The organism is Delftia sp. DLF01, assembly GCF_014852125.1.
GTDB classification, from domain to species: domain Bacteria; phylum Pseudomonadota; class Gammaproteobacteria; order Burkholderiales; family Burkholderiaceae_C; genus Comamonas; species Comamonas acidovorans.
Genome location: NZ_JACVAZ010000002.1, coordinates 568827 through 592778, shown reverse-complemented (window position 1 = coordinate 592778; position 23952 = coordinate 568827). Strand labels below are relative to the sequence as shown.

General features: G+C 69.7%; 20 protein-coding genes. 12 read left to right on the top strand and 8 right to left on the bottom strand.

The genetic code is table 11. From position 1 onward, the window contains the following. The first annotated feature begins 20 nt into the window (after positions 1 to 20). Together nadC and IB269_RS11145 are read left to right on the top strand one after the other, a co-directional pair. The gene (gene nadC, locus IB269_RS11150) at positions 21 to 902 is read left to right on the top strand and encodes a carboxylating nicotinate-nucleotide diphosphorylase (RefSeq protein ID WP_192367178.1); all 882 of its coding nucleotides are present in this window, start codon (positions 21 to 23) and stop codon (positions 900 to 902) included. Between the two features lie 194 nt (positions 903 to 1096). Beyond that, complete coding sequence (locus IB269_RS11145; RefSeq protein ID WP_097203512.1) at positions 1097 to 2101, top strand: tripartite tricarboxylate transporter substrate-binding protein; 1005 nt, start codon at positions 1097 to 1099, stop codon at positions 2099 to 2101. 27 nt (positions 2102 to 2128) lie between these two features. Here the strand turns inward: IB269_RS11145 and IB269_RS11140 are convergent, their stop codons facing one another. Both IB269_RS11140 and IB269_RS11135 read right to left on the bottom strand, forming a co-directional pair. Further along, positions 2129 to 2911 (bottom strand): 3-hydroxybutyrate dehydrogenase, encoded by a 783-nt coding sequence (locus tag IB269_RS11140; protein ID WP_097203509.1) that lies wholly within the window; start codon positions 2909 to 2911, stop codon positions 2129 to 2131. 157 nt (positions 2912 to 3068) lie between these two features. Beyond that, complete coding sequence (locus tag IB269_RS11135; protein ID WP_016453174.1) at positions 3069 to 3998, bottom strand: LysR family transcriptional regulator; 930 nt, start codon at positions 3996 to 3998, stop codon at positions 3069 to 3071. Positions 3999 to 4227: 229 nt separating this feature from the next. Between IB269_RS11135 and mdlC the strand changes: the two genes are divergently transcribed. The 9 genes from mdlC (at position 4228) to IB269_RS11090 (ending at position 16929) form a co-directional block, all read left to right on the top strand. Beyond that, a complete protein-coding gene (mdlC, locus tag IB269_RS11130; RefSeq protein ID WP_412523745.1) occupies positions 4228 to 5775 on the top strand; it encodes a benzoylformate decarboxylase in 1548 nt (515 codons plus the stop codon). Positions 5776 to 5803: 28 nt separating this feature from the next. Beyond that, positions 5804 to 6742: a ketopantoate reductase family protein gene (locus IB269_RS11125; RefSeq protein ID WP_180318037.1), complete on the top strand. Its 939-nt coding sequence runs from the start codon at positions 5804 to 5806 to the stop codon at positions 6740 to 6742. 42 nt (positions 6743 to 6784) lie between these two features. After that, entirely contained in the window at positions 6785 to 7759 is a 975-nt protein-coding gene (locus IB269_RS11120) for a Bug family tripartite tricarboxylate transporter substrate binding protein (protein ID WP_192367176.1), read from the top strand. A 78-nt stretch (positions 7760 to 7837) separates the two neighbouring features. After that, entirely contained in the window at positions 7838 to 8836 is a 999-nt protein-coding gene (locus IB269_RS11115) for a Bug family tripartite tricarboxylate transporter substrate binding protein (protein WP_192367175.1), read from the top strand. Positions 8837 to 9281: 445 nt separating this feature from the next. Continuing rightward, complete coding sequence (locus IB269_RS11110; RefSeq protein WP_192367174.1) at positions 9282 to 10493, top strand: efflux RND transporter periplasmic adaptor subunit; 1212 nt, start codon at positions 9282 to 9284, stop codon at positions 10491 to 10493. Continuing rightward, a complete protein-coding gene (locus tag IB269_RS11105) occupies positions 10490 to 13663 on the top strand; it encodes an efflux RND transporter permease subunit (RefSeq protein ID WP_192367173.1) in 3174 nt (1057 codons plus the stop codon). Before IB269_RS11110 ends, IB269_RS11105 begins: the two co-directional genes overlap by 4 nt. A gap of 11 nt (positions 13664 to 13674) precedes the next feature. Beyond that, a complete protein-coding gene (locus IB269_RS11100; RefSeq protein ID WP_192367172.1) occupies positions 13675 to 14994 on the top strand; it encodes a TolC family protein in 1320 nt (439 codons plus the stop codon). Positions 14995 to 15197: 203 nt separating this feature from the next. After that, on the top strand, positions 15198 to 16298 hold the full coding sequence (locus IB269_RS11095) for a sensor histidine kinase (RefSeq protein ID WP_192367171.1): 1101 nt from the start codon (positions 15198 to 15200) through the stop codon (positions 16296 to 16298). Further along, positions 16291 to 16929, top strand: coding sequence for a response regulator transcription factor (locus IB269_RS11090; RefSeq protein ID WP_192367170.1), 639 nt, complete (start codon positions 16291 to 16293; stop codon positions 16927 to 16929). Before IB269_RS11095 ends, IB269_RS11090 begins: the two co-directional genes overlap by 8 nt. 50 nt (positions 16930 to 16979) lie before the next feature. Here the strand turns inward: IB269_RS11090 and IB269_RS11085 are convergent, their stop codons facing one another. From IB269_RS11085 to IB269_RS11060, 6 genes are all read right to left on the bottom strand, one after another. Further along, positions 16980 to 18641 carry an MFS transporter gene (locus IB269_RS11085; protein ID WP_192367169.1) on the bottom strand — a complete coding sequence of 554 codons (1662 nt, stop codon included), beginning with the start codon at positions 18639 to 18641 and terminating at the stop codon, positions 16980 to 16982. Next, entirely contained in the window at positions 18631 to 19074 is a 444-nt protein-coding gene (locus tag IB269_RS11080) for a DoxX family protein (RefSeq protein ID WP_174549386.1), read from the bottom strand. Before IB269_RS11080 ends, IB269_RS11085 begins: the two co-directional genes overlap by 11 nt. 23 nt (positions 19075 to 19097) lie before the next feature. After that, positions 19098 to 20996, bottom strand: a complete 1899-nt coding sequence (locus tag IB269_RS11075) for an amidohydrolase (protein WP_225614086.1) — start codon at positions 20994 to 20996, stop codon at positions 19098 to 19100. Positions 20997 to 21120: 124 nt separating this feature from the next. Continuing rightward, positions 21121 to 21393: a XapX domain-containing protein gene (locus IB269_RS11070; protein WP_012203487.1), complete on the bottom strand. Its 273-nt coding sequence runs from the start codon at positions 21391 to 21393 to the stop codon at positions 21121 to 21123. Positions 21394 to 21432: 39 nt separating this feature from the next. Then, positions 21433 to 22131 carry a hydrolase gene (locus IB269_RS11065; protein ID WP_192367167.1) on the bottom strand — a complete coding sequence of 233 codons (699 nt, stop codon included), beginning with the start codon at positions 22129 to 22131 and terminating at the stop codon, positions 21433 to 21435. A 69-nt stretch (positions 22132 to 22200) separates the two neighbouring features. Then, positions 22201 to 22905 (bottom strand): pirin family protein, encoded by a 705-nt coding sequence (locus IB269_RS11060; protein WP_012203489.1) that lies wholly within the window; start codon positions 22903 to 22905, stop codon positions 22201 to 22203. Positions 22906 to 23007: 102 nt separating this feature from the next. Between IB269_RS11060 and IB269_RS11055 the strand changes: the two genes are divergently transcribed. Next, positions 23008 to 23931, top strand: a complete 924-nt coding sequence (locus IB269_RS11055; RefSeq protein WP_192367166.1) for a LysR family transcriptional regulator — start codon at positions 23008 to 23010, stop codon at positions 23929 to 23931. Positions 23932 to 23952 lie beyond the last annotated feature (21 nt).

Genomic DNA, 23952 nt, shown 5'->3' with positions numbered 1-23952 from the left:
TTGACCTAAATATACTCAAAATGAGCATTAATACTGCCAATGCCCTCAGTGCCCGCCTGCCGGTACCGCCGCTGCCCGACCTGATGCTGGAGCCGCTGGTGCGCTCGGCCCTGCTGGAAGACCTGGGCCGCGCGGGCGACCTGACCACGGATGCCATTGTTCCTGCCAACGCACAGGCCGAACTGCGCCTGGTGGCGCGCCAGGAGGGCGTGCTGGCCGGGCTGGACATGGCGCGGCTGGCGTTCCGTGCGCTGGATGCGCAGTCGCGTTTCGAGCCGGTGCTGCGCGATGGCAGCGAACTGGCGCCCGGCCAGGAGATCGCGCGCATCCACGGCAGCGCGCGCGCCATCCTCACCGCCGAGCGCGTGGCGCTCAACTACCTGTGCCACCTGAGCGGCGTGGCCACGGCCACGGCATCGATCGCGCGGGCCATCGCCGACACGGGCGCACGCGTGACCTGCACGCGCAAGACCATGCCAGGCTTGCGCGCGCTGCAGAAGTACGCGGTGCGCGTGGGCGGCGGAAGCAACCACCGCTTCGGCCTGGACGATGCCGTGCTGATCAAGGACAACCACATCGCGCTGGCCGGCGGCGTGGCCGAGGCCCTGGCCCGGGCGCGCGCAGGCGTAGGCCACATGGTGCAGATCCAGCTGGAGGTGGACACGCTGGAGCAGTTGGAGGTGGCGCTGTCCCTGGGCGTGGAAGTGGTGCTGCTGGACAACATGGACCTGGACACGCTGCGCACGGCCGTCTCCATGGCGCGCGGGCGCGCGGTGACCGAGGCCTCGGGCCGCATCACGCCCGAGACGGCGCGCGCCGTGGCCGAGACCGGCGTGGACCAGATCGCCGTGGGCTGGATCACGCACAGCGCCCGGGTTCTCGACATCGGCCTTGACACCTGAAATGAGGCACCCCCTGAGCCGCTGCGCGGCTTCCCCCGTGTGCACGGCGCCCTCTCTCGCTGCGCGGGAGGGGGGCGTCCGGGCAACCGGCGACACCCTGGCTGCGGGGCGGCGCGGCCGGCTTAGGCCCTTGCTCGGTGTCCCTGAGTTGGGCTGCGCCGGTTTTTTGCACCTAGCCCAGTGGAGCAGTTGCCATGTTTTTTGAAGGGCGTACCTTGAAGCGACGGAGACTCTGGACGCTGGCGGCCTGCGCGCTGCTGGCCGGCGCATCGGGGCTGTGGCTGGCGGCGCCCGGCAAGGCCGGCACGCGCCTGGAGCGGCCCATCACCATCGTCGTGACCTTTCCGCCGGGCGGCGGCACGGACCTGCTGGCGCGGCGCCTGGGCGAGCAGCTGCAGCAGCGCCTGGGCCAGCCCGTGGTGGTGGAGAACCGGCCCGGCGCCAGCGGCAACATCGGCGCCCATGCCGTGGCCCAGGCCGCAGCGGACGGCAGCACCTTGCTGATGGTCAACAGCTCGTTCGCCATCAACCCCGGTGTCTACGAACGCCTGGATTTCGACCCGCGCAAGGACTTCACGGCGGTATTCAACGCGGGCTCCATCGCCTCGGTGCTGGTCGTGCCTGCGGACAGCGCGCTGCAGACGCTGGAGGATGCGCTGGCCCAGGCGCGCCAGGAACGGCCGCTGCTGTTCGCCTCCTGCGGCAATGGCACGCCCCAGCACCTGGCCGGCGAGATGCTGGCCCGGGAGGCGAAGCGCTTTGTGCAGCATGTGCCCTACAAGGGCTGCGGCCCGGCCATCACGGCCGTGGCGGCAGGCCAGGTGGCGGCGGGCATGGTCACGGCCAGCAGTGCTGCGGCCATGATCGCTGCAGGCCGCGTGCGCGCCCTGGCCGTCACGGCGCCGCAGCGACTGCCGCAGCTGGCTGGCGTTCCCACGGTGGCCGAGCGCGGCCTGCCGGGCTTTGCGGTGGAGCAGTGGCATGGCCTTCTGGCACCTGCCGCCACGCCCCGGGCCACGGTGCAGGCATTGCATGACACGCTGGAGCAGGCGCTGGCCGATCCCGCCGTCAGCGCTGGCTTGCGCGACCAGGGCTACACCCTGGCGCGGCAGACACCGGGCCAATTCCAGGCGCTGATCGCGGCCGACATCGACCGCTATGCCGCCGTGACGCGTGCGCTGGGCCTGAAGGCCGATTGAGGGCCGATTGAGTGGGCGACTGGCGACTTACTGCATGAACCAGCCGTGGCTGACCACCAGCGACTGGCCGGTCAGCGCATTGCTGGGGAAGCCCGCGAACAGCAGGGCCACGCGGGCCACGTCCTCGGTGGTGGTGAACTCGCCGTCCACGGTTTCCTTGAGCATCACGTTCTTGATGACCTCGTCCTCGCTGATGCCCAGCGTGCGGGCCTGCTCGGGAATCTGCTTGTCCACCAGCGGCGTGCGCACGAAGCCCGGGCAGATCACATTGGCGCGCACGCCGTGCTTGGCGCCTTCCTTGGCCACGGTCTTGGCCAGCCCGATCAGGCCGTGCTTGGCCGTGACATAGGGCGCCTTGAGCAGCGAGGCCTCCTTGGAGTGCACCGATCCCATGTAGATAACGCTGCCGCCGCGGCCCTGCGCATACATGTGCTTGAGGCAGGCGCGCGTGGTGAGAAAGGCGCCGTCCAGGTGGATGGCCAGCATCTTCTTCCAGTCGGAAAAGCTGAATTCCTCCACCGGATGCACGATCTGTATCCCGGCATTGCTGACCAGGATGTCGATGCCGCCGAAGGCCCGGGCGGCCTCCTCGACCGAGGCGTTGACCTGGGCCTCGTCGGTCACGTCCACGGCCACGCCCATGGCCTGGGCTCCCGTGGCGCGCAGCTCGGCCGCCGTGGCATCGGCCGCCTCCTTGTTGAGGTCGGCAATGACGATGCGCGCGCCTTCGCTGGCGAACAGCGTGGCGATCTCCTTGCCGATGCCGCTGGCCGAGCCGGTGATGAAGGCGACCTTGTCCTTGAGTTGCATGGTGAGTCTTTCCTGGAGAGTGGATGAAACAGGCCGGTGCCCATCTTCGGCGGGGCCGGCCGCGTGCCCTTGTCGGCGCAGGGACCAGTCTGGCGCCGGTTTCTTAGACGAAACTGAGTCGGCAGGCCCGCAAGTCATGCCCGTGACGGCCGGCCCTTCAGGGCGCGGCGGCCTCGCGGTGCCGGGGCTGCTGGAACAGCTCGCAGACCAGTTCGCGCAGCCAGCGCTTGGCCGGTTCCTGCTCGAAGCGCCAGCTCCAGTGCAGCGACACGTCGAAGCGGTGATCGGGCAGGTCGGCATCGCGCACCGCATAGCCGCCGCGCTCGACAAAGCCGGCCGCGATCTCGGCCGGCATGATCACCGCCAGGTCGGTCTTGCCCACGATGGAGGGCACGGCCATGAAATGTGCGGCCGACAGGCGGATGCGCTCATCGAGCCGCAGCGCCTGCAGGATGCGCAGCGTCTCCGAATGCGAGCGCACGGCCGCGAAATCCAGCTGGCGCAGCGTGGCCAGCGCCAGTGGCGCGTCTTCGGGCAGGTGCGCCAGCGCGGGGTGGCCGCTGCGCAGCAGCACGCCGTAGTGGTCGGACAGCAGCACGGTCTGCCGGGTCCGCGTGCCACCCGGCAGAAAGCCGATGGCGATGTCCAGCGTGCCCCGGTCCAGCGCATCGGCAATGCCGTCCAGCGGCATGGGCAGGGTCTCCAGCTGCACATGCGGGGCGCGCTGGTGCAGCGCCTGCATCAGCGGCGGCAGAAAGCGCGCCTCGCCGATGTCGCTCAGGTGGATGCGAAAGCGCTGGCGCGCCTGCAGCGGCTCGAAGCTCTGGGCCTCGGACATGGCGACTTCGAGCACCTCCAGCGCCTGGCGCACGGCCAGCGCCAGGCGCTCGGCACGCGGCGTGGGGCGCACGCCTGCGTGCGCGCGCTCGAACAGCGGATTGCCCAGCAGCAGGCGCAGCCGCGTCACGGCCTGGCTGGCGGCGGGCTGGGACATGCCCAGCTCCTCAGCCGCGCGGCTGACGCTGCAGTGGCGGTACACGGCGTCAAAGACGCGCAGCAGGTTGAGGTCCAGGTTCTTGATATCCATTTGGTGAATATCTCTTAGATAGTTTATTCAATTGCTGGAAATCATAAGCGCCTGCACCATGGGCACCGACTTCCATGGCCACCGCGCGGCACGCACCGGGCGGCCGGCCCATTCCCCAGGAGACCCCATCTTGCAAGCACCCACCACACCGCGCAGCCAGCCCGCCGAGGCGTCCCCCTCCACCGCGACCTCCACCCCGACCTACACCGTGCGCCATGCCGTGATCGCCATGCTGCGCGAGCTGGGCATGACGCGCATCTTCGGCAACCCGGGCTCGACCGAGCTGCCGCTGTTCCGCGACTACCCCGAAGACTTCTCCTATGTGCTGGGCCTGCAGGAAACCGTCGTCCTGGGCATGGCCGACGGCCATGCCCAGGCCACGCGCAATGCCAGCTTCGTGAACCTGCACTCGGCCGCGGGCGTGGGCCACGCCATGGCCAACATCTTCACGGCCTTCAAGAACCGCACGCCCCTGGTGATCACGGCGGGCCAGCAGGCGCGCTCGCTGCTGCAGTTCGACCCCTTCCTGCACTCCAACCAGGCCGCCGAGCTGCCCAAGCCCTATGTGAAGTGGAGCTGCGAGCCCGCGCGCGCCGAAGACGTGCCCCAGGCGCTGGCGCGCGCCTACTACATCGCCATGCAGGAGCCGTGCGGCCCCGTGCTGGTCTCCATTCCCGCCGATGACTGGGACAAGCCGGCCGAGCCCGTCACGCTGCGCCATGTGGGCTTCGAGACGCGGCCCGATCCGCGCACGCTGGACCTCATCGGCCAGGCGCTGGACGCCGCGCGTGCCCCTGCCCTGGTCGTGGGCGCGGCCGTGGACCGGGCCCAGGGCTGGGATGCCGTGGTCGCGCTGGCCGAGCGCCACCAGGCCCGCGTCTTCGTGGCCCCCATGAGCGGGCGCTGCAGCTTCCCCGAGGACCATCCCCTGTTCGCCGGCTTCCTGCCCGCCATGCGCGAGCGCATCGTGCAGCTGCTGTCCGGCCATGACGTGGTCTTCGCCGTGGGCGCGGCCGCCTTCACCTATCACGTGGAAGGCGAGGGCCCGCACATCCCCGAAGGCACGGCGCTCTACCAGCTGATCGAGGACCCGGCCATTGCCGCCTGGGCCCCCGTGGGCACGGCTGCCGTGGGCAATGTGCGCATGGGCGTGGAGGAGCTGCTGCAGCGCCCCGCACCCGCCCCGCGCCAGGCGCCCGCACCCCGGCCCGCAGCGCCCGTGCCGGCCGCGCCCGCCGCAGGCGAGCGCATGTCGGTGGCCTTTGCCATGCACACGCTGGCCCAGGTGCGTGACCGGCGCAGCATCGTGGTGGAAGAGGCACCCAGCTCGCGCTCCACCATCCAGACCTACCTGCCCATCTTCCACTCGGGCACCTTCTACACCATGTGCAGCGGCGGCCTGGGCCACAGCATGCCGGCCGCCGTGGGCGTGGCGCTGGCACAGCCCGAGGCCAAGGTGGTCGCCGTCATCGGCGACGGCTCGGCCATGTATGCCATCCAGGCCCTCTGGAGCGCAGCCCAGCTGCGCCTGCCCATCAGCTTCGTGATCCTCAAGAACCGCCGCTACGCGGCGCTGCAGGACTTCGCCCATGTCTTCGGCTACCGCGAGGGCGAGAAGGTCGAGGGCACGGAACTGCCCGACATCGACTTCGTGGCGCTGGCCCGTGGCCAGGGCTGCGACGGCGTGCATGTGGATAACGCGGCCGAGCTGGCCGATGTGCTGGCCCGCGCGCTGGCCCATCCCAAGCCCATCGTGGTCGAGGTCGAAGTCGCCTGAGGCGAAGCCCCCTGCAGGAGACACGGCAATGGAAAACACAAGAAGCATAGGCATCCTCGGCGCAGGCGCCATGGGCACCCTGTTCGGCGCGCGGCTGGCCCGCATCGGCCTGGACGTGACCCTGGTCGACGTGAACGACGAGCTGCTGCAGGCCCTGAACCGCGATGGCGCGCGCTGCCACACCGATGAGGGGCTGCTGCAGGCCCGCGTGCATGCCGCGCGGGCCGAGCAGCTCACGGCAGGGCCCGCGCTGTGGCTGGTCTTCACCAAGTCGGCCCATACGCGGGCCGCGCTGCAGGGCATTGCCCATCTCATCGGGCCGGACACGCACTTCCTGAGCCTGCAAAACGGCATAGGCCATGCCGATGTGTTGCGTGAAATGGTGCCGCTCGAACGCATCGCCGTGGGCGTGACCACCTGGCCTGCGCGCGTGATGTCGCCGGGCGAGGTCAGCTCCATGGGGCAGGGCGGTATCCGCTTCATGCCTTGCGATGGCCAGCGCAGCGCGGTCTTCGACCTGCTGGCGGAAGACCTCAACCGCGCAGGCATGCATTGCAGCATCGACCCGCAGGTGCAGGAAGCCATCTGGGAGAAGCTGGCCTTCAATGCCGCCTTCAACGGCGTGTGCGCCGTGACGCGCCATACCGTGGACGGACTGGCCAATCCGCAGGGCGAGGCCCTGCTGCAGCGCGTGCTGGACGAGGTGCTGTCCGTCGCCCATGCCCATGGCGTCGCCGCCAGTGCCGAGCGCGTGGGCGCAGCCGTGCGCGATGCGTTGGACCACCACCGGGGCCACCAGCCCTCGATGCTGCAGGACCTGCTGGCTGGCCGTGCCACCGAGACGGGCGCCATCCACGGTGCCGTGCTGCAGGTGGCCGACCGCCTGGGCATTGCCGTTCCCGTGACGCGCACGCTGCATGCACTGGTCAGCCTGTCCGAGAACGCGGGCGCCGTCGCGCCGCGCTGAACGCGCTCAAGGCAAAACGAGCCACTACAAGAAGGAGACAGGATGCTGCGCAGACAAGCACTCAAGGCCGCACTGGCCATAGGCGCCCCGCCCCTGCTGGGCATGGGCACGGCACACGCACAGACCGGCAAGCCCGTCGAATGGGTGGTGGGCTTTGCCGCAGGCGGCGGCTCGGACGCCGTGGCGCGCACCGTGGGCGAGTCCTTTGGCAAGGCCCTGGGCCGCACCGTGGTCGTCATGAACAAGCCCGGGGCCGGCACCAACATCGCCGCCGAATATGCGGCGCGCACGCGCGAGCTGGGCAGCCTGGTCTTCACGGCCGACTTCGCCACGCTGGCGGCCAACCCCCACCTGTTTCGCAAGCTGGCCTACAACGCCGAGAAGGACTTCGTGCCCATCGGCCTGCTGGCGCGTTTCCCGCTGTTCCTCGTGGTCGGCAACCAGCTGCCGGTGCACAACCTGCAGGAGTTCACGCAGTGGGTGAAGGCCCAGCCAGGCCCCGTCAGCTACGGCAGCCCGGGGCTGGGCACGCCCCACCACCTGGCCACCGAACTGCTGTCGCAGCGCATGGGCGTGAAGATGTCCCATGTGCCCTATCGCGGCGCGGGGCCGGCCCTGATCGATGTGATCGGCGGCCAGATCCCCTTCATGCTGGCCGACAGCGCGGCGGCGGCCCAGCACATTGCGGCCGGCAAGCTGCGCGTCATCGGCGTGGCCAGCGCCGAGCGTCTCAAGAGCCATCCGGCCGTGCCCACGCTGGCCGAGCAGGGCGTGAAGGATTTCGAGGCCCATGCCTGGCAGGGCCTGGTCGCACCCGCAGGCACGGACGACGCCACCGTACAGGCCTGGTCCGTGGCGCTGCAGCAGGCGCTGCGCTCGCCTGCCGTGCTGGCGCGTTTCGAGGCGCTGTCGCTGGAGCCGCTGCCCGGCACGCCTGCGCAGATGCGTGACTACTGGCGCAGCGAAAGCCGGCGCTGGGGCCAGGTCATCGAGTCGGCGGGCATACGGCTGGATTGACCGTTGCGCCGCTGCGCCGCTGCTGCTTCAGGCGCCCTCACCGTTTTCAAGAACTCATAACCCAAGGAGACATAGCTCATGCACAAGACAAATCCCTTCAGCCGCTGGCGCCGCCTGGGCCTGCTGGCCCTGCTGGGCGCGACGGCCTCGGTCCCTGCGCTGGCGCAGAAGGCCGGCGAAAAATGGCCCGAGCGCCCCGTGCGCCTGGTCGTGAACTTCGCGCCCGGCGGCGCGGCCGACGTGCTGGCGCGCGCCATCACGCCCACCATGTCCCAGGTGCTGGGCCAGTCGGTGGTGGTGGACAACAAGCCCGGCGCGGGCGGCAACATCGGCATCAGCGAAACCGTGCGCGCGCCCAAGGATGGCTACACGCTGCTGCTCAGCTCGGGCGGGGCCATCACCATCAACCCGATGATCTACAGCAAGCTGGCCTTCAATCCCGAAAAGGACTTGACGCCCGTGGCTGCCGTGGCGCGCGTGCATGTGTTCCTGGAGACCAATCCCGCCGTGCCCGCCACCAACGTGGCCGAGTTCATCAAGCACCTGAAGGCCAACCCCGGCAAGCTGTCCTACGGCTCGCCGGGCCAGGGCAGCTCGCCGCACCTGGCCGGCGAGATGTTCAAGCGCATGGCCGGCGTCGATGCCGTGCACGCCCCCTACAAGGGCGCGGGCCCGGCGCTCAGCGACGTGCTCAGCGGGCAGCTGCAGTTCTGGTTCGACCCGGGTCCGGGCCTCAAGCAGGTGGAGGCCGGCAAGCTGCGCCTGCTGGCCATCGGCAGCCCGCACCGCTCGCCGCAGTACCCCAACGTGCCCACGCTGGCCGAAAGCGGCCTGCCGGGCTTTGATGCGGACACGCTGTTCGGCATCTACGCGCCCACGGGCACGCCCGAATCGGTGATCGAGGCCGTTCGCACTGCCGTGGCCAAGGCGCTGGAGCAAAAGAACGTCAACGACGTCATCCTCACCCTGGGCGCCACGCCCGCGCCCCTGAGCCGCAAGGCCTTCATCGACCACCACGCCACCGAGCGCGAGCGCTTCGGCGAACTGGTGAAAGCCATCGGCCTGAAAGTGGACTGAGCTTTCCCGCAGGCCATCGCCCGCAAGCCGCCCGCTCCGCGCTGGCGGCTTTTTGCTTTTCGGGCCGGGCTGGGCCGGGCCGAGGGGGGGCCTTGTGCCGGCCATCTTCTATACGAAGGTATATCCCGCATCCACCAATGAACAGGCCAGCCTTCCCAACAAAGGCTGGCCGCAGGCACTTTCGCCTTTGATAATTCCGGGCACATATTGCACTGCAGCAAACAGGGCTCCCGGCCTGCACGGGGACTGCGCCACCCACACGCAAAGGAGTACCCCATGGACCCCGATCCTGATTCCGATCCCGATCCTGCCAGGCGCTGCCGCGCCGTCCCTTCCCGTCTTTCCCTTCTTCCATTTCTTGATCTGCCCGGACCCGGGCGGAGGCCTGTGATCGCCTGAAGGGGCGAGAGGTCTGCGCGGGTCCGTGGCACCCGGAGACCTCAGGATGACCCGCTTTCTCGCTTCTGAACGACCAGGCCGACCCCATGGCCAACCACATGGCCTGCACCAGCGCCATCCCTTGCTGGCGGCTGCATGGCCTGTGGGCGGGCTGCTGATCAGCGTGGCCATGGCCGCCTGCAACGGCCCGGCCGAAACCCAGGCTGCAGTGGCAACCCCCGCCACCGCCGTCCCGCAGCCGGCCCCCGTGCGCCGCGAAGGCAACCTCATCGTGGTGCCCGAAGGCTCGCCGCTGCGCGAGCGCCTGCAGGTGGCCGAGATCGCCCTGCAGCCGCTGCAGACCCGCCTGTCGGCCCCCGCCACCATCGAGGCCGAGCCTGAAAAGCTGGTCCGCATCACGCCGCCCGTGGCGGGCCGCCTGGTGCGCCTGCACCACCAGCTGGGCGATGCGGTGAAGGCCGGCGATGCGCTGATCACCATGGACTCCTCCGAGATCTCCAGCGTGCGTGCCGAGCACGCCAAGTCCCAGGCCGCGCTGCTGCACGCGCGCCAGGAATTCGACCGCCAGAAGCTGCTGTTCGATGCCGAGATCGCCGCGCGCAAGGACTACGAGGCCGCGCAGCAGTCGCTGGCCGCAGCAGGTGCCGATGCGCGCGCTGCCTCCGATCATCTGTCCCAGCTGGGTGCGGCCGTGCAGGAAGGCTCGCGCGGCAGCTACGTGGTCAAGTCGCCCATCAGCGGCCGCGTGGTGGAGATGGCGGGCTCGCAGGGCGGCTACTGGAACGATGTGAATGCCTCCGTCATGACCGTGGCCGACCTGCGCAAGGTCTGGCTCAGCGCCAGCGTCAGCGAGCGCGACCTGGCCCATGTGGACGTGGGCCAGCAGGCCCACATCGCGCTGGCCGCCTATCCCGACCTGCAGCTGCAGGGCCGCGTGCAGTACGTGGGCGAGCTGGTGGACACCGCCACGCGCAGCGTCAAGGTGCGCGTGGCCGTGGACAACCCCGAAGGGCGGCTGCGCCCCGGCATGTTTGCGCGCGTGGGCTTCGACGCCCCGGCGCGCCAGGCCGTGATGGTGCCGGCCGCGGCCCTGCTGCAGGGCCAGGTCAGCACGCGCGTCTTCGTGGACAAGGGCGGCTGGCGCTTCGAGCCGCGCGACGTGCAGGTCGGCGCGCAGCAGGACGGCCAGGCCGAGATCCTCTCGGGCCTGGCGGCCGGCGAGCGCGTGGTGGTCAACGGGGGAGTGCTGCTGCAATGATCGAGCGCATCGTCAACATCGGCTTTTCGCGCCGCGGCGTGGTCTGGCTGGTCTTTTGCTTCGCGGCCCTGTATGGCGTGTTCAGCTGGAAGCAGCTGCCGCTGGAGGCCTATCCCGACATTGCCGACGTGACCTCGCAGATCGTCACCCAGGTGCCAGGCCTGGCGGCCGAGGAGATAGAGCAGCAGATCACCATTCCGCTGGAGCGCGCCCTGCTGGCCACGCCCGGCATGCACGTGCTGCGCTCGCGCAGCCTGTTCGCGCTGTCGCTGATCACCGTGGTCTTCGAGGACGGCGTGGACGGCTACTGGGCGCGCCAGCGCCTGAAGGAGCGCATCGACGAGGTCACGCTGCCCTATGGCGCCCGCGCCGGGCTGGACCCCTACAGCTCGCCCACGGGCGAGGTCTACCGCTACACGCTGGAAAGCCCCGTGCGCAGCCTGCGAGAGCTGTCCGAGCTGCAGCAATGGGTGGTGATCCCGCGCCTGAAGAAGGCCCAGTCCGTGGTGGACGTGACCAACTTCGGCGGCCTGACCACGCAGTTCATGCTGGAGCTGGACCCGGCGCGGCTGCTGCAGTACGGGCTGGCGCTGTCCCAGGTGATCGAGGCCATCAATGCCAACAACGCCAGCGGCGGCGGCAGCGTCATCGACCGGGGCGATGTCTCCTATGTGGTGCGCGGCGTGGGCCTGCTGGGCTCGCTGGACGACATGGGCAACGTGGTCGTCAAGACCACGGACAGCGGCACGCCCGTGCTGGTCAAGGACCTGGGGCGGCTGACCTACGGCAACGTGGAGCGGCGCGGCATCCTGGGCAAGGACGGCAACTCCGACACCCTGCAGGGCATCGTGCTGCTGCTCAAGGGCTCCAACCCCTCGCAGGCGCTGGAGGGCATCCACGCCGCCGTGGAGGAGCTCAACGGCAAGCTGCTGCCGCCCGACGTGAAGGTCGTGCCCTACCTGGACCGCACCACGCTGATCGAGCGCACCACCCACACCGTGGGCAAGACCCTGGCCGAAGGCCTGATCGTCGTCACCCTGGTGCTGCTGGTCTTCCTGGGCAGCCCGCGCGCGGCGCTGATCGTGGCGCTGACCATTCCCATGGCGCTGCTGCTGGCCTTCATCTTCATGCACCACGCGAAGATTCCGGCCAACCTGCTGTCGCTGGGCGCCATCGACTTCGGCATCCTGGTGGATGGCGCCGTGGTCGTGGTCGAGAACATCCTGCGGCGCCGCGAGGCCGACCAGAACCGGCCGCTCACGCCCAGGGACGCCATCACGGCCACGCTGCAGGTGGCGCGGCCCATCTTCTTCGGCATGTGCGTGATCGCGGCCGCCTACCTGCCGCTGTTCGCCTTCGAGCGCATCGAGTACAAGCTGTTCTCGCCCATGGCCAGCGCCGTGGGCGCGGCCCTGGTCGGGGCGCTGGCCGTGGCCCTGCTGCTCACGCCGGCCCTGGCCTGGCTGGCCTTCCGCAGGCCGCGCAAGATCTTCCACAACCCCGTGCTGCACCGGCTGGGCGTGGGCTATGACCGCTTCCTGGGCGTGGCCGTGGGCCGCGTGCGCTGGCTGGCGGGGGCGGTGGCGGCCTCGCTGCTGGCGCTGGGCGTGCTGGCCGGCACCATGGGCCGCGACTTCCTGCCGTACCTGGACGAAGGCTCCATCTGGCTGCAGGTGCAGATGCCGCCCGGCATCACGCTGGACAAGGCGCGCGACATGGCCGACGCGCTGCGCAGCGCCGCGCTGGAGTTCCCCGAGGTCTCCTACATCGTCACCCAGACCGGGCGCAACGATGACGGCACCGACTACTGGACGCCCTCGCACATCGAGGCCAGCGTGGGCCTGCATCCCTATGGCGAATGGAAGTCGGGCCTGACCAAGCAGCAGCTGATCGCGAAGATGGCCGCGCGCTTCGACCAGCTGCCCGGCTATTCCGTGGGCTTCATGCAGCCCATGATCGACGGCGTGCAGGACAAGCTGTCGGGCGCGCACAGCGACCTCACGGTGAAGGTCTTCGGCCAGGATCTGGCCGAAGACCGGCGCGTGGCCGATGCCCTGGTGGCCGTGCTGGAGAAAGTGCCCGGCGCGGCCGACGTGGCCGTGGACGTGGAGCCGCCGCTGCCCAACCTGCGCATTGCGCTGGACCGCGCCGCTGCCGCGCGCTACGGCATCAATGCCTCCGAGGTGGCGCAGCTCATCTCCACCGGCGTGGGCGGGGCCTCCATCGGCCAGCTCTACGTGGGCGAGCGCAGCTACGACATGGCCGTGCGCTTCACGCCCGACACGCGCAGCAGCCCCGAGGCCATCGGCGCGCTGCGCCTGTCGGCGGCCAACGGCGCCCAGGTGCCGCTGGCCGACGTGGCGCGCATCACCACCACCGTGGGCCAGAGCGTCATCGTGCGCGAGGGGGGCGAGCGCCACATCCTCGTCAAGCTCAATGTGCGCGGCCGCGACCTGGCGGGCTTCCTCAAGGATGCGCACACCGCCATCGACCAGCACCTGGACTACGACCGCCAGAAGCTGCACATCGAGTGGGGCGGGCAGTTCGAGAACCTGCAGCGTGCCGAGGCGCGGCTGCTCATGATCCTGCCGCTGACGCTGGGCATCATGCTGGTGCTGCTGTTCGGCGAGTTCGGCAACCTGCGCCAGCCGCTGCTGGTGCTGGGCGTGGTGCCGCTGGCCATGATCGGCGGCTTTGCGGGCCTGCACCTGCGCGGCATGACGCTCAACGTCTCCAGCGCCGTAGGCTTCATCGCGCTGTTCGGCGTGGCCGTGCTCTCGGGCGTGCTCATGGTCTCGCAGATCAACCGGCTGCGCCGCGAGGACGGCCTGGGCCTGCGCGAAGCCGTGCTCGAAGGCGCCTCCAGCCGCATGCGCCCCGTGCTGATGACGGCCACCGTCGCCGCCTTCGGCCTCACGCCGGCCATGCTGGCCACGGGCCTGGGCAGCGACGTGCAGCGGCCCCTGGCCACCGTCGTCGTCTGCGGCCTGTTCAGCGCCACCTTGCTGACCCTGCTGCTGCTGCCCAACCTCTACTACGTGATCGAGGCCCGTGCCGCCCGCGCTGCCGAACGCCGCCAGCGCCGTGCCGCTGAACGCGGTGAGAGCGGCGATCCGGATGCCGCCGAGGACGAGGGCGGGCATCGCACCGCAACGAGCCAACCCCATTGATGCGAGTCGCCATGCAAACGACCCCTTTCTTCCCCAGGCAGGCCCTGGCCCTGCTGCTGTGCCTTGGCGCCGCAGCCCAGGCGCAGACGGCGCCGTCCGCCGGCCTGCGCTTTTCCGACTACCTCAACGCCGTGGAGCAGCACAGCCCCCTGCTGCGCTCGGAGGAGCAGGGCGTGGAATCCGCGCGTGCCGGCATCGGCATCGCCGGCATACGCCCCGACCCCAGCCTCACGCTGGGCGCCTCGCGCGAGCAGGTGCGCACCGGCCAGCCCAGGCCCACCACGCGCAACTACGAGATCAGCATGGAGCTGGAGACGGGCGGCAAGCGCGCCGCGCGCATCCAGTCCGCACGCAGCCAGGTGCGCCTGTCCGAGGCCGGCCTTGAAGGCGTGCGCAGCCAGCTGTTCTCCGATGCCGCCCAGGACTACACCCAGGCCTGCCGCGACTCGCTGGCGCTGGAGCGCAAGCAGCAGACGCTGAAGGCGCTGGGCGACGTGGTGCAGGCCAACGAGCTGCGGCGCAAGGCCGGCGACATCGGCGGCGTGGAATGGCTGCAGTCGCGCGTGGAGCGCGACCGCTTCCAGGCCGAGGTGGTGCAGGCGCGCGCAGAGGCGCAGACCGCGCGGCTGGCGCTGTCCGTCCCGCTGGGGCGCCGCCTGTCCGAAGTCTTTGCCAGCGACACGCTGCAATGCGGCTTCATGGAATTGGCCGAAGACTCGGGGCTGGAGGATGCCGATGCCCTGGTCGCCCAGGCGCTGCAGTCGCGCGCCGAGGTGCGCATCGCCCAGGCGGCGCTGGAGCATGCACGCGACAACGCGGGCCTGGCCCGGGCCAACCGCTGGGTCAATCCCACGCTGGCCGTGGGCATGGCCGCCGTGCCGTCCACGGCGGCCGGCACCGATGCCCAGGGCAATCCCTTCGATGGCGGCGGGCGCTCGCGCACGCTGTCGGTCTCGGTCAGCGTGCCGCTGCCGCTGTCGCGCCTGGACCGGGGCGATCTGGCGCAGGCCGAGGCGGCCGTGACGCAGGCCATGCTGGCCCTGCAGCAGGCCCAGAACCGGGCAGAGGCCGATGTGCGCGGCGCGCGCTTTCGCCTGACCGCCGCGCGCGAGAACGTGCAGCGCTACCGCGACGGCGTGCTGCGCGATGCGCAGCGCGTGCTGGACGGCATGCGCCTGTCCTACCGGCATGGCGAGGCTTCGCTGCTGGAGCTGCTGTCCGCCCAGCGCTCGGCCGACGAGGCCTACCTGGGATCGCTGGAGGCCGAGACCGAGCTGGCCAAGGCCACCGTGGAGCTGCAGCTGAGCGTGGGCCGGCGGCCAGTGTTGTGAACCCCCTGAGCCGCTGCGCGGCTTCCCCCTCTCTCGCTGCGCGGGAGGGGGACGACACCTTCGGTGCGGGGCGTCCCTTCCTCGGTGTCCCTTGTTTTGGGTCGCGCCAGTATCGTACGGTTCGGGTATAGCTTGCATTCAGGTGCAGCGGCTTCTTGAATGAGAATTGGCAGCTGACAGTCCATTCCTTTTCCCTGCACGCCATGACCACCGCTCTGCGCCGCTTTCCCCATTGGCCCCGGGCCCTGATCCTGGCGGCCATGGGCGTCGCCATGGCCGCGATCTTCGCGCTGGACACGCTGACCGACTACGCCGTGGCGGCCGCCGTGTTCCACACTGCCATCATCCTGGTGGCGGTGCGCTGGTTCAGCCCGCGCGTGGTCATCGGCCTCACGGCGCTGTGCATCGTGCTGACCCTGGCCAGCTTTGCGCTCACGCCTGCCGGTGCCTATCGCACCGGCCTGATCAACATGGTGATCAGCATCCTGGCCATTGCCGTCACGGCCTATCTGGGCCTGAAGATGGTGGCGGCCCAGAACGCGGCCCATGAGGCGCGCACCCAGCTGATGCGCATCACCCAGACCACCAGCCTGGGGCAGTTGACGGCCTCCATCGCCCATGAGGTCAACCAGCCGCTGGCGGCCATCGTCACCAGCGGCAATGCCTGCCAGCGCTGGCTGGCCCAGGACCCGCCCAACCTCGCCAAGGCCGGCCAGGCGCTGGAGCGCATCCTGGGCGATGCGCAGCGCGCCAGCGATGTCATTGCCCGCATCCGCAGCATGGCGCGCGGCGAGGCGCCCAGCCGCCAGCCCTTCGACCTCAACGATGCCGTGCGCGAGATGGCGCGCCTGTCGGACGCCGAGCTGGACCGGCGCGGCGTGGCCCTGGACCTGCAACTGGCGCCCGCGCTGCAGCCGGCCTGGGCCGACCGCGTGCACATCCAGCAGGTGCTGGCCAACCTGCTGATCAATGCCATGGATGCCATGCAGGGCACGCCGGCCGCGCAGCGGCGCATCACCGTCACCACCCAGGCCCTGGGCCAGCAACTGGTGCTGACCGTGGCCGATGCGGGCGAAGGCCTGTCGCCCCTGGCCCGCACCCACCTGTTCGATGCCTTCTGGACCACCAAGCCCGACGGCATGGGCCTGGGCCTGAACATCTGCCGCCACATGGCCGAGGCCAACGGCGGCCGCATCTGGGCCACGGACCGCGAGGACATGCGCGGCGGCACGGTCTTTCACATCACCATTGCCTGCGCCCCGGCCACGGGCGACAGGTCTTCCACGGGATTGCGCCATGGCTGAACCCTCCGCGGCCGAAGCCGAGGCACTTGTCTACATCGTCGATGACGACGCCTCGGTGCGTGCCGCCATCGAGGACCTGCTGGCTTCGGTGGGCCTGTGCGTGCGCGCCTTTGGCGCCACGCGCGAGTTTCTGGACGACTGGACGCGCAATCCGCCGCAAGGTCCGGCCTGCCTGGTGCTGGACATCCGCATGCCCGGCCAGAGCGGCATGGATTTCCGGCGCCAGATGCTGGAGATGGGCCTTCGGATGCCCACCATCTTCATCACCGGCCATGGCGACATTCCCATGAGCGTGGAGGCCATGAAGACCGGCGCCATCGAGTTCCTGACCAAGCCCTTCCGCGACCAGGACCTGCTGGACGCCATACAGCAGGGCATTGCCCTGGACCGCCAGCGCCGCGCGCTGGAGGCCGGCGAACAGGCGCTGCGCGCCTGCTGGCAATCGCTGTCACCGGGCGAGCAGGAAGTGGTCGTGGGCGTGGTGCGCGGCCTGCTGAACAAGCAGATCGCGGCAGACCTGGGCGTGAGCGAGATCACGGTGAAGGTGCGGCGTGGCCAGGCCATGCGCAAGATGCAGGTGCGCACGCTGGCCGACCTGGTGCGTGCGCTGGAGCGGCTGGATATCCGCTGAGGTGTCCTGGCAGGCCGGGCGCATGCCAGGGGCCGGCCTGCCGCAACGCTTCAGTGGGCGTGGCCGTGCGCCGGTGCCTGCGCGGGCCCGCTTGCGGCACTGGTTGCACTGGCGGCATCCAGCGCCAGAAAGTGGTGGACCACGGGCCGCTCGGGGCCGATGTGAAAGCGCAGCGCCTGGGCCTGCAGATCGGCATCGGCCTTGGACACGCGCTGGTGCTGGCGCAGATGCTCGGCCCAGGACTCCACCAGGAACCACTCGATCACCCGGCCCGGCTCGCCCGTGTGCTCGGCAATGCCCCAGGCATAGGCGCCATCGCGGCGGCGTTCGCGTGCCACATGCTGCATGGCCTCGATGAAGGCTGGCAGGTCGTCGCGGCGCACCTGGTACTCCACCTGGATCATCACCGGGCCACGGTCATGGGCCACGGGCTCGGCCAGCAGCGGCTCGGGCCAGTGGTTGGAGGCCTGCAGGTCCGCCTCGCCCGTGGGCAGCTTGATGCGGTGGAACACCAGCGAGATGGCCACCAGGCCCGCCGCGCCGATCAGCAGCGCCGTGGGAATGCCAACACCCTGTGCAAACAGCCCCCAGGCCAGGCTGCCGCCCGCCATGGCGCCGTTGAACACCATCAGGTAGATGGCCAGCCCGCGGCCGCGCACCCAGTTGGGCAGCACCGCCTGGGCCACGCCGTTGAGCGTGGTCAGCGCAATGATCCAGCCCAGACCCAGCACCAGCATCAGCAGCACGGCGGCCCATTGCGGCGGCGCGGTGGACAGCGCGGCCATCACGGCGGCGCTGAGCACGGAGGACAGCAGCACCAGGCCATCGGCATCCAGCCTTTTGCGCAGGCGCGGCAGCACCAGCGCGCCCAGGATGGCGCCTGCGCCCACGGCGCCCAGCATCACGCCGTAAAACCCTGCCGAGCCGCCCAGCATGCGCCGCGCCACCAGCGGCAGCAGGGCCCAGACCGAGCTGGCGAACAGGAAGAACACGGCGGCGCGCAGCAGCACCACATGCAGCTCGCGGCTGGAGCGGGCATAGCGCAGGCCTGCGCGGAATGCGCCGAAGAACTGCTCGTTCAGGGCCGAGGCCTCGGCCTTGGGGCGCTTCCACCAGACCAGCGCGGCGATCACGAACACGTAGCTGGCCACGTCCGCGCCATAGGCCGCCGCCGCGCCGAAGCTGGCCAGCAGCAGGCCGCCGGCCGCAGGGCCCAGGGCGCGTGCGATGTTGATGCCCAGCGAGTTCAGCGCCACCGCGTTCTTGAGGTCGCTGCGCGGCACCAGCTCGGGCACGATGGACTGCCAGGTCGGCCCCATCAGCGCCGCGCCTATGCCGCCCACGAAGGTCAGCGCCACCAGGTACTCCAAGGTCAGCGTGTTGGTGCGTGCCAGCAGCAGCAGGCTGGCGCTGACGGCGGCCAGCAGGATCTGGATGCCGATCAGGAAGCGCCGCCGGTCCAGGATGTCGGACAGCACACCGGCCGGAATCGCCAGCAGGAAGATGGGCAGCGTGGCCGCCGTCTGGATCAGGGCCACGGCGGCCGGGCTGGCCGACAGCTCGGTCACCATCCAGGAGCTGGCCACATCGCGCATGAAGCTGCCGATGTTGCCCAGCACCGTGGCGGCCCACAGCACCGCGAACACGGGCTGGCGCAGCGGCGCGAAGCTGCCGGAGGCGGTGGTTGCGGGTGCGCTCGAATCAGCGGTCATGGCGCTCTCCCAGGTCATGCCAGGCGACGAACAGGAAGCCGCCGACCAGGCCCAGATGCTCGAAGAAGGAATTGGCCGCCATGAAGCGCTCCTGCCCTGCGGGAAGCTCCCAGAAGCGCAGCGCAACGAAGGTGGCCAGCAGCGTGAACGCGGCCAGCGCCAGGGCGCCCAGCCAGCGCAGCCGGCCGGTGATGATCATGGCCGAGGCGCCCAGCTCCAGCGCAATCACCAGGACCGCGAACAGCGGTGCCGGCGACAGGCCGAAGTGGGCCATCTCGCCCAGCGCACCGGGAAAGTCGGTGAGCTTGACCAGGCCGCCCTGCAGATAGGCGGCGCACAGGCCCAGGTAGGCCACCAGGCGCACGGCCTGGCTGCCGAACACCGGGCGTGCGGTGGCCGCAAGGCGGCCGGAGAACGTACTGGCTTGGGTCATGGCGGGTGTCATGCGTGTGCTCCTCAGGCCATCCAGCAGGAGCAGCCCAGCGCGCCGAAGAAGCTCTTGGGGTCGGAGGCCGGCACGTTCGATGCCCAGGCGTCGGCATGGCTGTGGCCGTGCATGCCGCAGCTGGTGCCGCAGCCGCAGGCCGCCGCCAGGCTGCGGTAGCGCGCGGGGTTGAGCGAGTTTCTGCCCGCGCCTTCGGGCTCGCCCCAGGCACCGTAGCCGCCAAAGCGCCGCACGGGCGACCAGTCGGGCATGGCCGGTGGCAGCGGGTTGTCGTCATGCTGCTGGAAGGGGCCTGCGCCATAGACCACGCGGCCGCCCACCACGGTGAGGTCGGAGGTGAGGAAGGAGATCTCGTCCTCGGGCACGGCGAAGTAGTCCTTGCTGGGCACGATCATGTCGGCCAGCTGGCCCACCTGGATGCGGCCGCGCAGGCCTTCCTCGTTGGAGAACCAGGCCACGTTCTCGGTCCACATGCGCAGCGCGGTCTCGCGGTCCAGCAGGTTGCGCTGGGGGTACATCTGCAGGCCGCCCACGGTCTTGCCCGTCACCATCCACGACAGCGACACCCAGGGGTTGTAGGAGGCCACGCGCGTGGCGTCCGTGCCGGCCGAGGTCTTCACGCCGCGCTCCAGGATCTTCTTGACGGGCGGCGTGGCCTCGGTGGCGCGTGCGCCGTAGCGTTCGGTGAAATATTCGCCCTGGTAGGCCATGCGGTGCTGCACGGCCACGCCGCCGCCCAGCGCCGCAATGCGGTCGATGGACTTGTCCGAAATGGTCTCGGCATGGTCGAAGAACCAGTTCAGGCCGTCGATGGGCGTGTCGCGGTGCACCTTCTCGAACACATCGAGCGCGCGCGAGATGGTCTCGTCATAGGTGGCGTGCAGGCGCCACGGCCATTGGTTCTGCACCAGCACGCGCACCACTTCCTCCAGGTCGCCCTCCATGCTGGGGGGCATGTCGGGGCGCGGCTGGCGAAAGTCCTCGAAGTCGGCGGCCGAGTACACCAGCATCTCGCCCGCGCCGTTGTGGCGGAAATAGTCGTTGCCCTGCTTGTACTTCACGCTTTGCGTCCAGTTGAGGAAGTCGGCCTTCTCCTCCTTGGGCTTTTGCGTGAACAGGTTGTAGGCCAGGCGCACGGTGATCTGGTTGGCGTCGCTGAGCTTCTGGATCACGTCGTAGTCGTCGGGGTAGTTCTGAAAGCCCCCGCCCGCATCGATCACGCCGGTCACGCCCAGGCGGTTGAGTTCGCGCATGAAGTGGCGCGTGGAATTGACCTGATAGTCCAGCGGCAGCTTGGGGCCCTTGGCCAGCGTGCTGTAGAGGATGGTGGCGTTGGGCTTGGCCAGCAGCAGGCCCGTGGGGTTGCCGTTGGCATCGCGCGTGATCTCGCCGCCTGCAGGCTGGGGCGTGTCGCGGGTGTAGCCCACGGCGCGCAGGGCGGCGGCGTTGAGCAGGGCGCGGTCATACAGGTGCAGCAGGAAGACCGGCGTATCGGGCGCGATGGCATTGATCTCGTCGATGGTGGGCAGGCGCTTTTCCACGAACTGGTGCTCGGTGAACCCCCCGACCACGCGCACCCACTGCGGCGCAGGCGTAATGGCCACCTGGCGCTTGAGCATGTCCAGCGCGTCGGCCAGCGAGCGCACGCCGTCCCAGCGCAGCTCCAGGTTGAAGTTCAGGCCGCCGCGGATCACGTGCGTGTGGTTGTCGAACAGGCCGGGCAGCACGCTGCGGCGCTGCAGATCGATGCGGCGCGTGCCGCTGCCGGCCAGGGCCAGCACCTCGGCGTCCGAGCCCACGGCGATGAACCGGCCGTCCTTCACGGCCACGGCGGTGGCGGTGGGCTGGGCCTTGTTCAGCGTGGTGAAGCGGCCGTTGTGGAAGATGACTTCGGGCGTGGAATCGGACATGGAGGCTCCTTGGCGAGCGTTGGTGGTGCAACCCAGCAGTCCACCCATGGCAAGGGTGGCGGCGGAGCCCAGGACTTTTCTGCGCGTGGTCATGGTGCAGTTTTCTTGGAGAGAGGGGGAGGGGTCAGCCGTGGTGCCGATCGGCATCGGCATCGGCGTTCTTGCGGCCGGGCAGCTGGCCCAGCACATGCTCGGTGGCCTGCGTCTTGCTGCAGGCGCTGCGCAGGTCCATGCCCTGCAGCAGATGCCGGCCCACGGGCACGATCTGCTCGCCGGCCAGGATGCCCAGCAGGCCGACCAGGGCCACCAGCGGCGGTGCGGGCGAGCGCACCTGCAGCAGGCTGTAGACCACGCCGACCAGCAGGCCGGCCCCCAGGGAAAGTGCATAGAGCTTCATGGCGAGACTCCTTTGGCGGGCCGGCGGCGGCGCTGGTACTCAGGCCTTGGCGGGGTTCGGGCCCATGGTCTCGCCATGCTGCACGCGCTCGGCGGCCTTGTGCACCATGGTGTAGGCATAGTCCACGCCCATGCCGTAGGCGCCGGAATGCTCGCGCACGATGTCCATCACCGCGTCGTAGGTCTCGCGGCGGGCCCAGTCGCGCTGCCATTCCAGCAGCACCTGCTGCCAGGTCACGGGCACCACGCCGGCCTGCACCATGCGGTCCATGGCGTAGTTGTGCGCGTCCAGCGACGTGCCGCCCGAGGCGTCGGCCACCATGTAGATCTCGTAGTCCGTGTCATGCAGGGCCGACAGGGCGAAGGTGGTGTTGCACACCTCGGTCCACAGGCCGGAGACCACGATCTTCTTGCGGCCCTGGGCGGCGTTCCTGGCCAGTGCGTCCCGCACGTTCTGGTCGTCCCAGGAGTTCATGGAGCTGCGCTCCAGCAGTGGGTGCTCGGGGAACACGGCCAGCAGTTCGGGATAGGTGTGGCCGGAGAAGCTGCCCGTCTCCACCGTGGTGATGGTGGCGGGAATGTCGAATGCTTTGGCCGCCTTGGCCAGGCCCACCACGTTGTTCTTGAGCACCTGGCGGTCGATGGACTGCACGCCGAAGGCCATCTGCGGCTGCTGGTCGATGAAGATGATCTGGCTGTTGGCGGGCGTCAGGACTTCGAGGTACTTGCGGTCGGTCATGGTGATCTCCTGTGAGGGGTTGGACGGGGTACGGGAAATGTTTTCTTGGGAAGAGGCGGGCAGGGCGCTTCAGCGCGCCGTGTCGACGAGCACCAGCTCGGTGTCGGCCAGGGCCGTCACACGGAAGCTGTCCACATCGCTGATGGCGGCGCCGTCGCGCTCCTGCAGCGTCACGCCGTCGATCTGCACCGAGCCGCTGGCCGGCACCAGGTAGCCCAGGCGGTCGCGGCCGATGCGGTACTCCGTGCTCTCGCCGGCCTTCAGCGTGGCGCCCAGCACCCGGGCGGCGGTGCGGATGGGCAGGGCGTCCTCGTCACCGGGCAGGCCGCTGGCCAGGGCCACGAAGCTGCCCGAGCGCTCGCCCTTGGGGAAGGGCTTGGCACCCCAGGACGGGGGCTGCTGGCCGCGCTCGTCGGGCATGATCCAGATCTGGAAGATCCGCGTCGTGTCCTTTTCCTGGTTGTATTCCGAGTGGCGGATGCCGGTGCCCGCGCTCATCACCTGCACATCGCCCGCTTCGGTGCGGCCCTTGTTGCCCAGGCTGTCCTGGTGGGTGATGGCGCCTTCACGGACATAGGTGATGATTTCCATGTTGGCGTGGGCATGGGGCGGGAAGCCCGTGCCGGCGGCGATGGTGTCGTCGTTCCACACCCGCAGCGCGCCCCAGCCCATGCGGGCCGGATCGTGGTAGCCGGCGAAGGAAAAGTGATGCTTGGCATCGAGCCAGCCGTGGTTGGCACCGCCAAGGGCTTGGAAGGGACGGCGTTCGATCATGGTGTTCTCCTGCTGCGTTGTGTGTTGCGATGGATGAACTTTATGTTTTGCCGATCAAGAAGAGAATAGAAAATATGCAAAGACATCTATTCCAAAACTTTCATGCCAAGACTTCCTGACCTCGAAGCCTGGGCCGTCTTCGCCAAGGTGGCCGAAACGGGCTCCTTCGCCAAGGCCGCCGCCGACCTGGGCGTCTCCCAGCCCACCATCTCCAAGGCCATCACGCGGCTGGAGACGCGGCTCAAGACCAGCCTGTTCCACCGCACCTCGCGGCGCATGTCGCTGACGGCCAGCGGCCAGGCCTCGCTGGAGCGCGCCACGCGCATCCTGGCCGAGGGCGAGGCCGTGGAGGCCGAGATCAGCGAGCAGTCCAAAAGCCTGCGCGGCCCCATCCGCATTGCGGCGCCCATGTCGTTCGGCATCTCGCACCTGGCGCCGGCCGTGCCCGCCTTCATGGCCGAGCACCCGGAAGTCACGCTGGACCTGCACTTCAGCGACGAACTGATCGACGTCGTGGCCCAGGGCTTCGACATCGCGCTGCGCATCTCCTCGCTGCCCGACTCCAGCCTGCTGGCACGGCGCCTGTGCACGGTGCGCCTGCTGCTGGTGGGATCACCCGAATACTTCGAGCGCCACGGCCGCCCCACCCATCCGCGCGAGCTGGCGCAGCATCGCGCGCTGCGCTATGTGCACAGCCGCCTGGGCGAGGCCTGGCGCTTCGTGCATGCGCGCCGCGGCGAGTTCGCCCAGGTCGTTCCCACGGCCATGCGCGTGAACAATGCCGAGGGCCTGGCGCCGGCCCTGCGCGCCGGGCTGGGCCTGGCCCTGCAGCCCGAATTCCTGGCCTGGGAAGATTTGCAATCGGGTGCGCTGCAGACCTGCATGGACGACTGGCAGGTGCCCTCCATCGCCCTGCACATCGTCACGCCACCCGGGCGCGCCCGGCCGGCGCGCGTGCAGGCGCTGATCGATTTCCTGGCTGCGCACTTCGCGCTGGCGCCCTGGGCGCGTGAGCCGCAGGCGTAGATCGCAAAAAGGGGAGGGCTT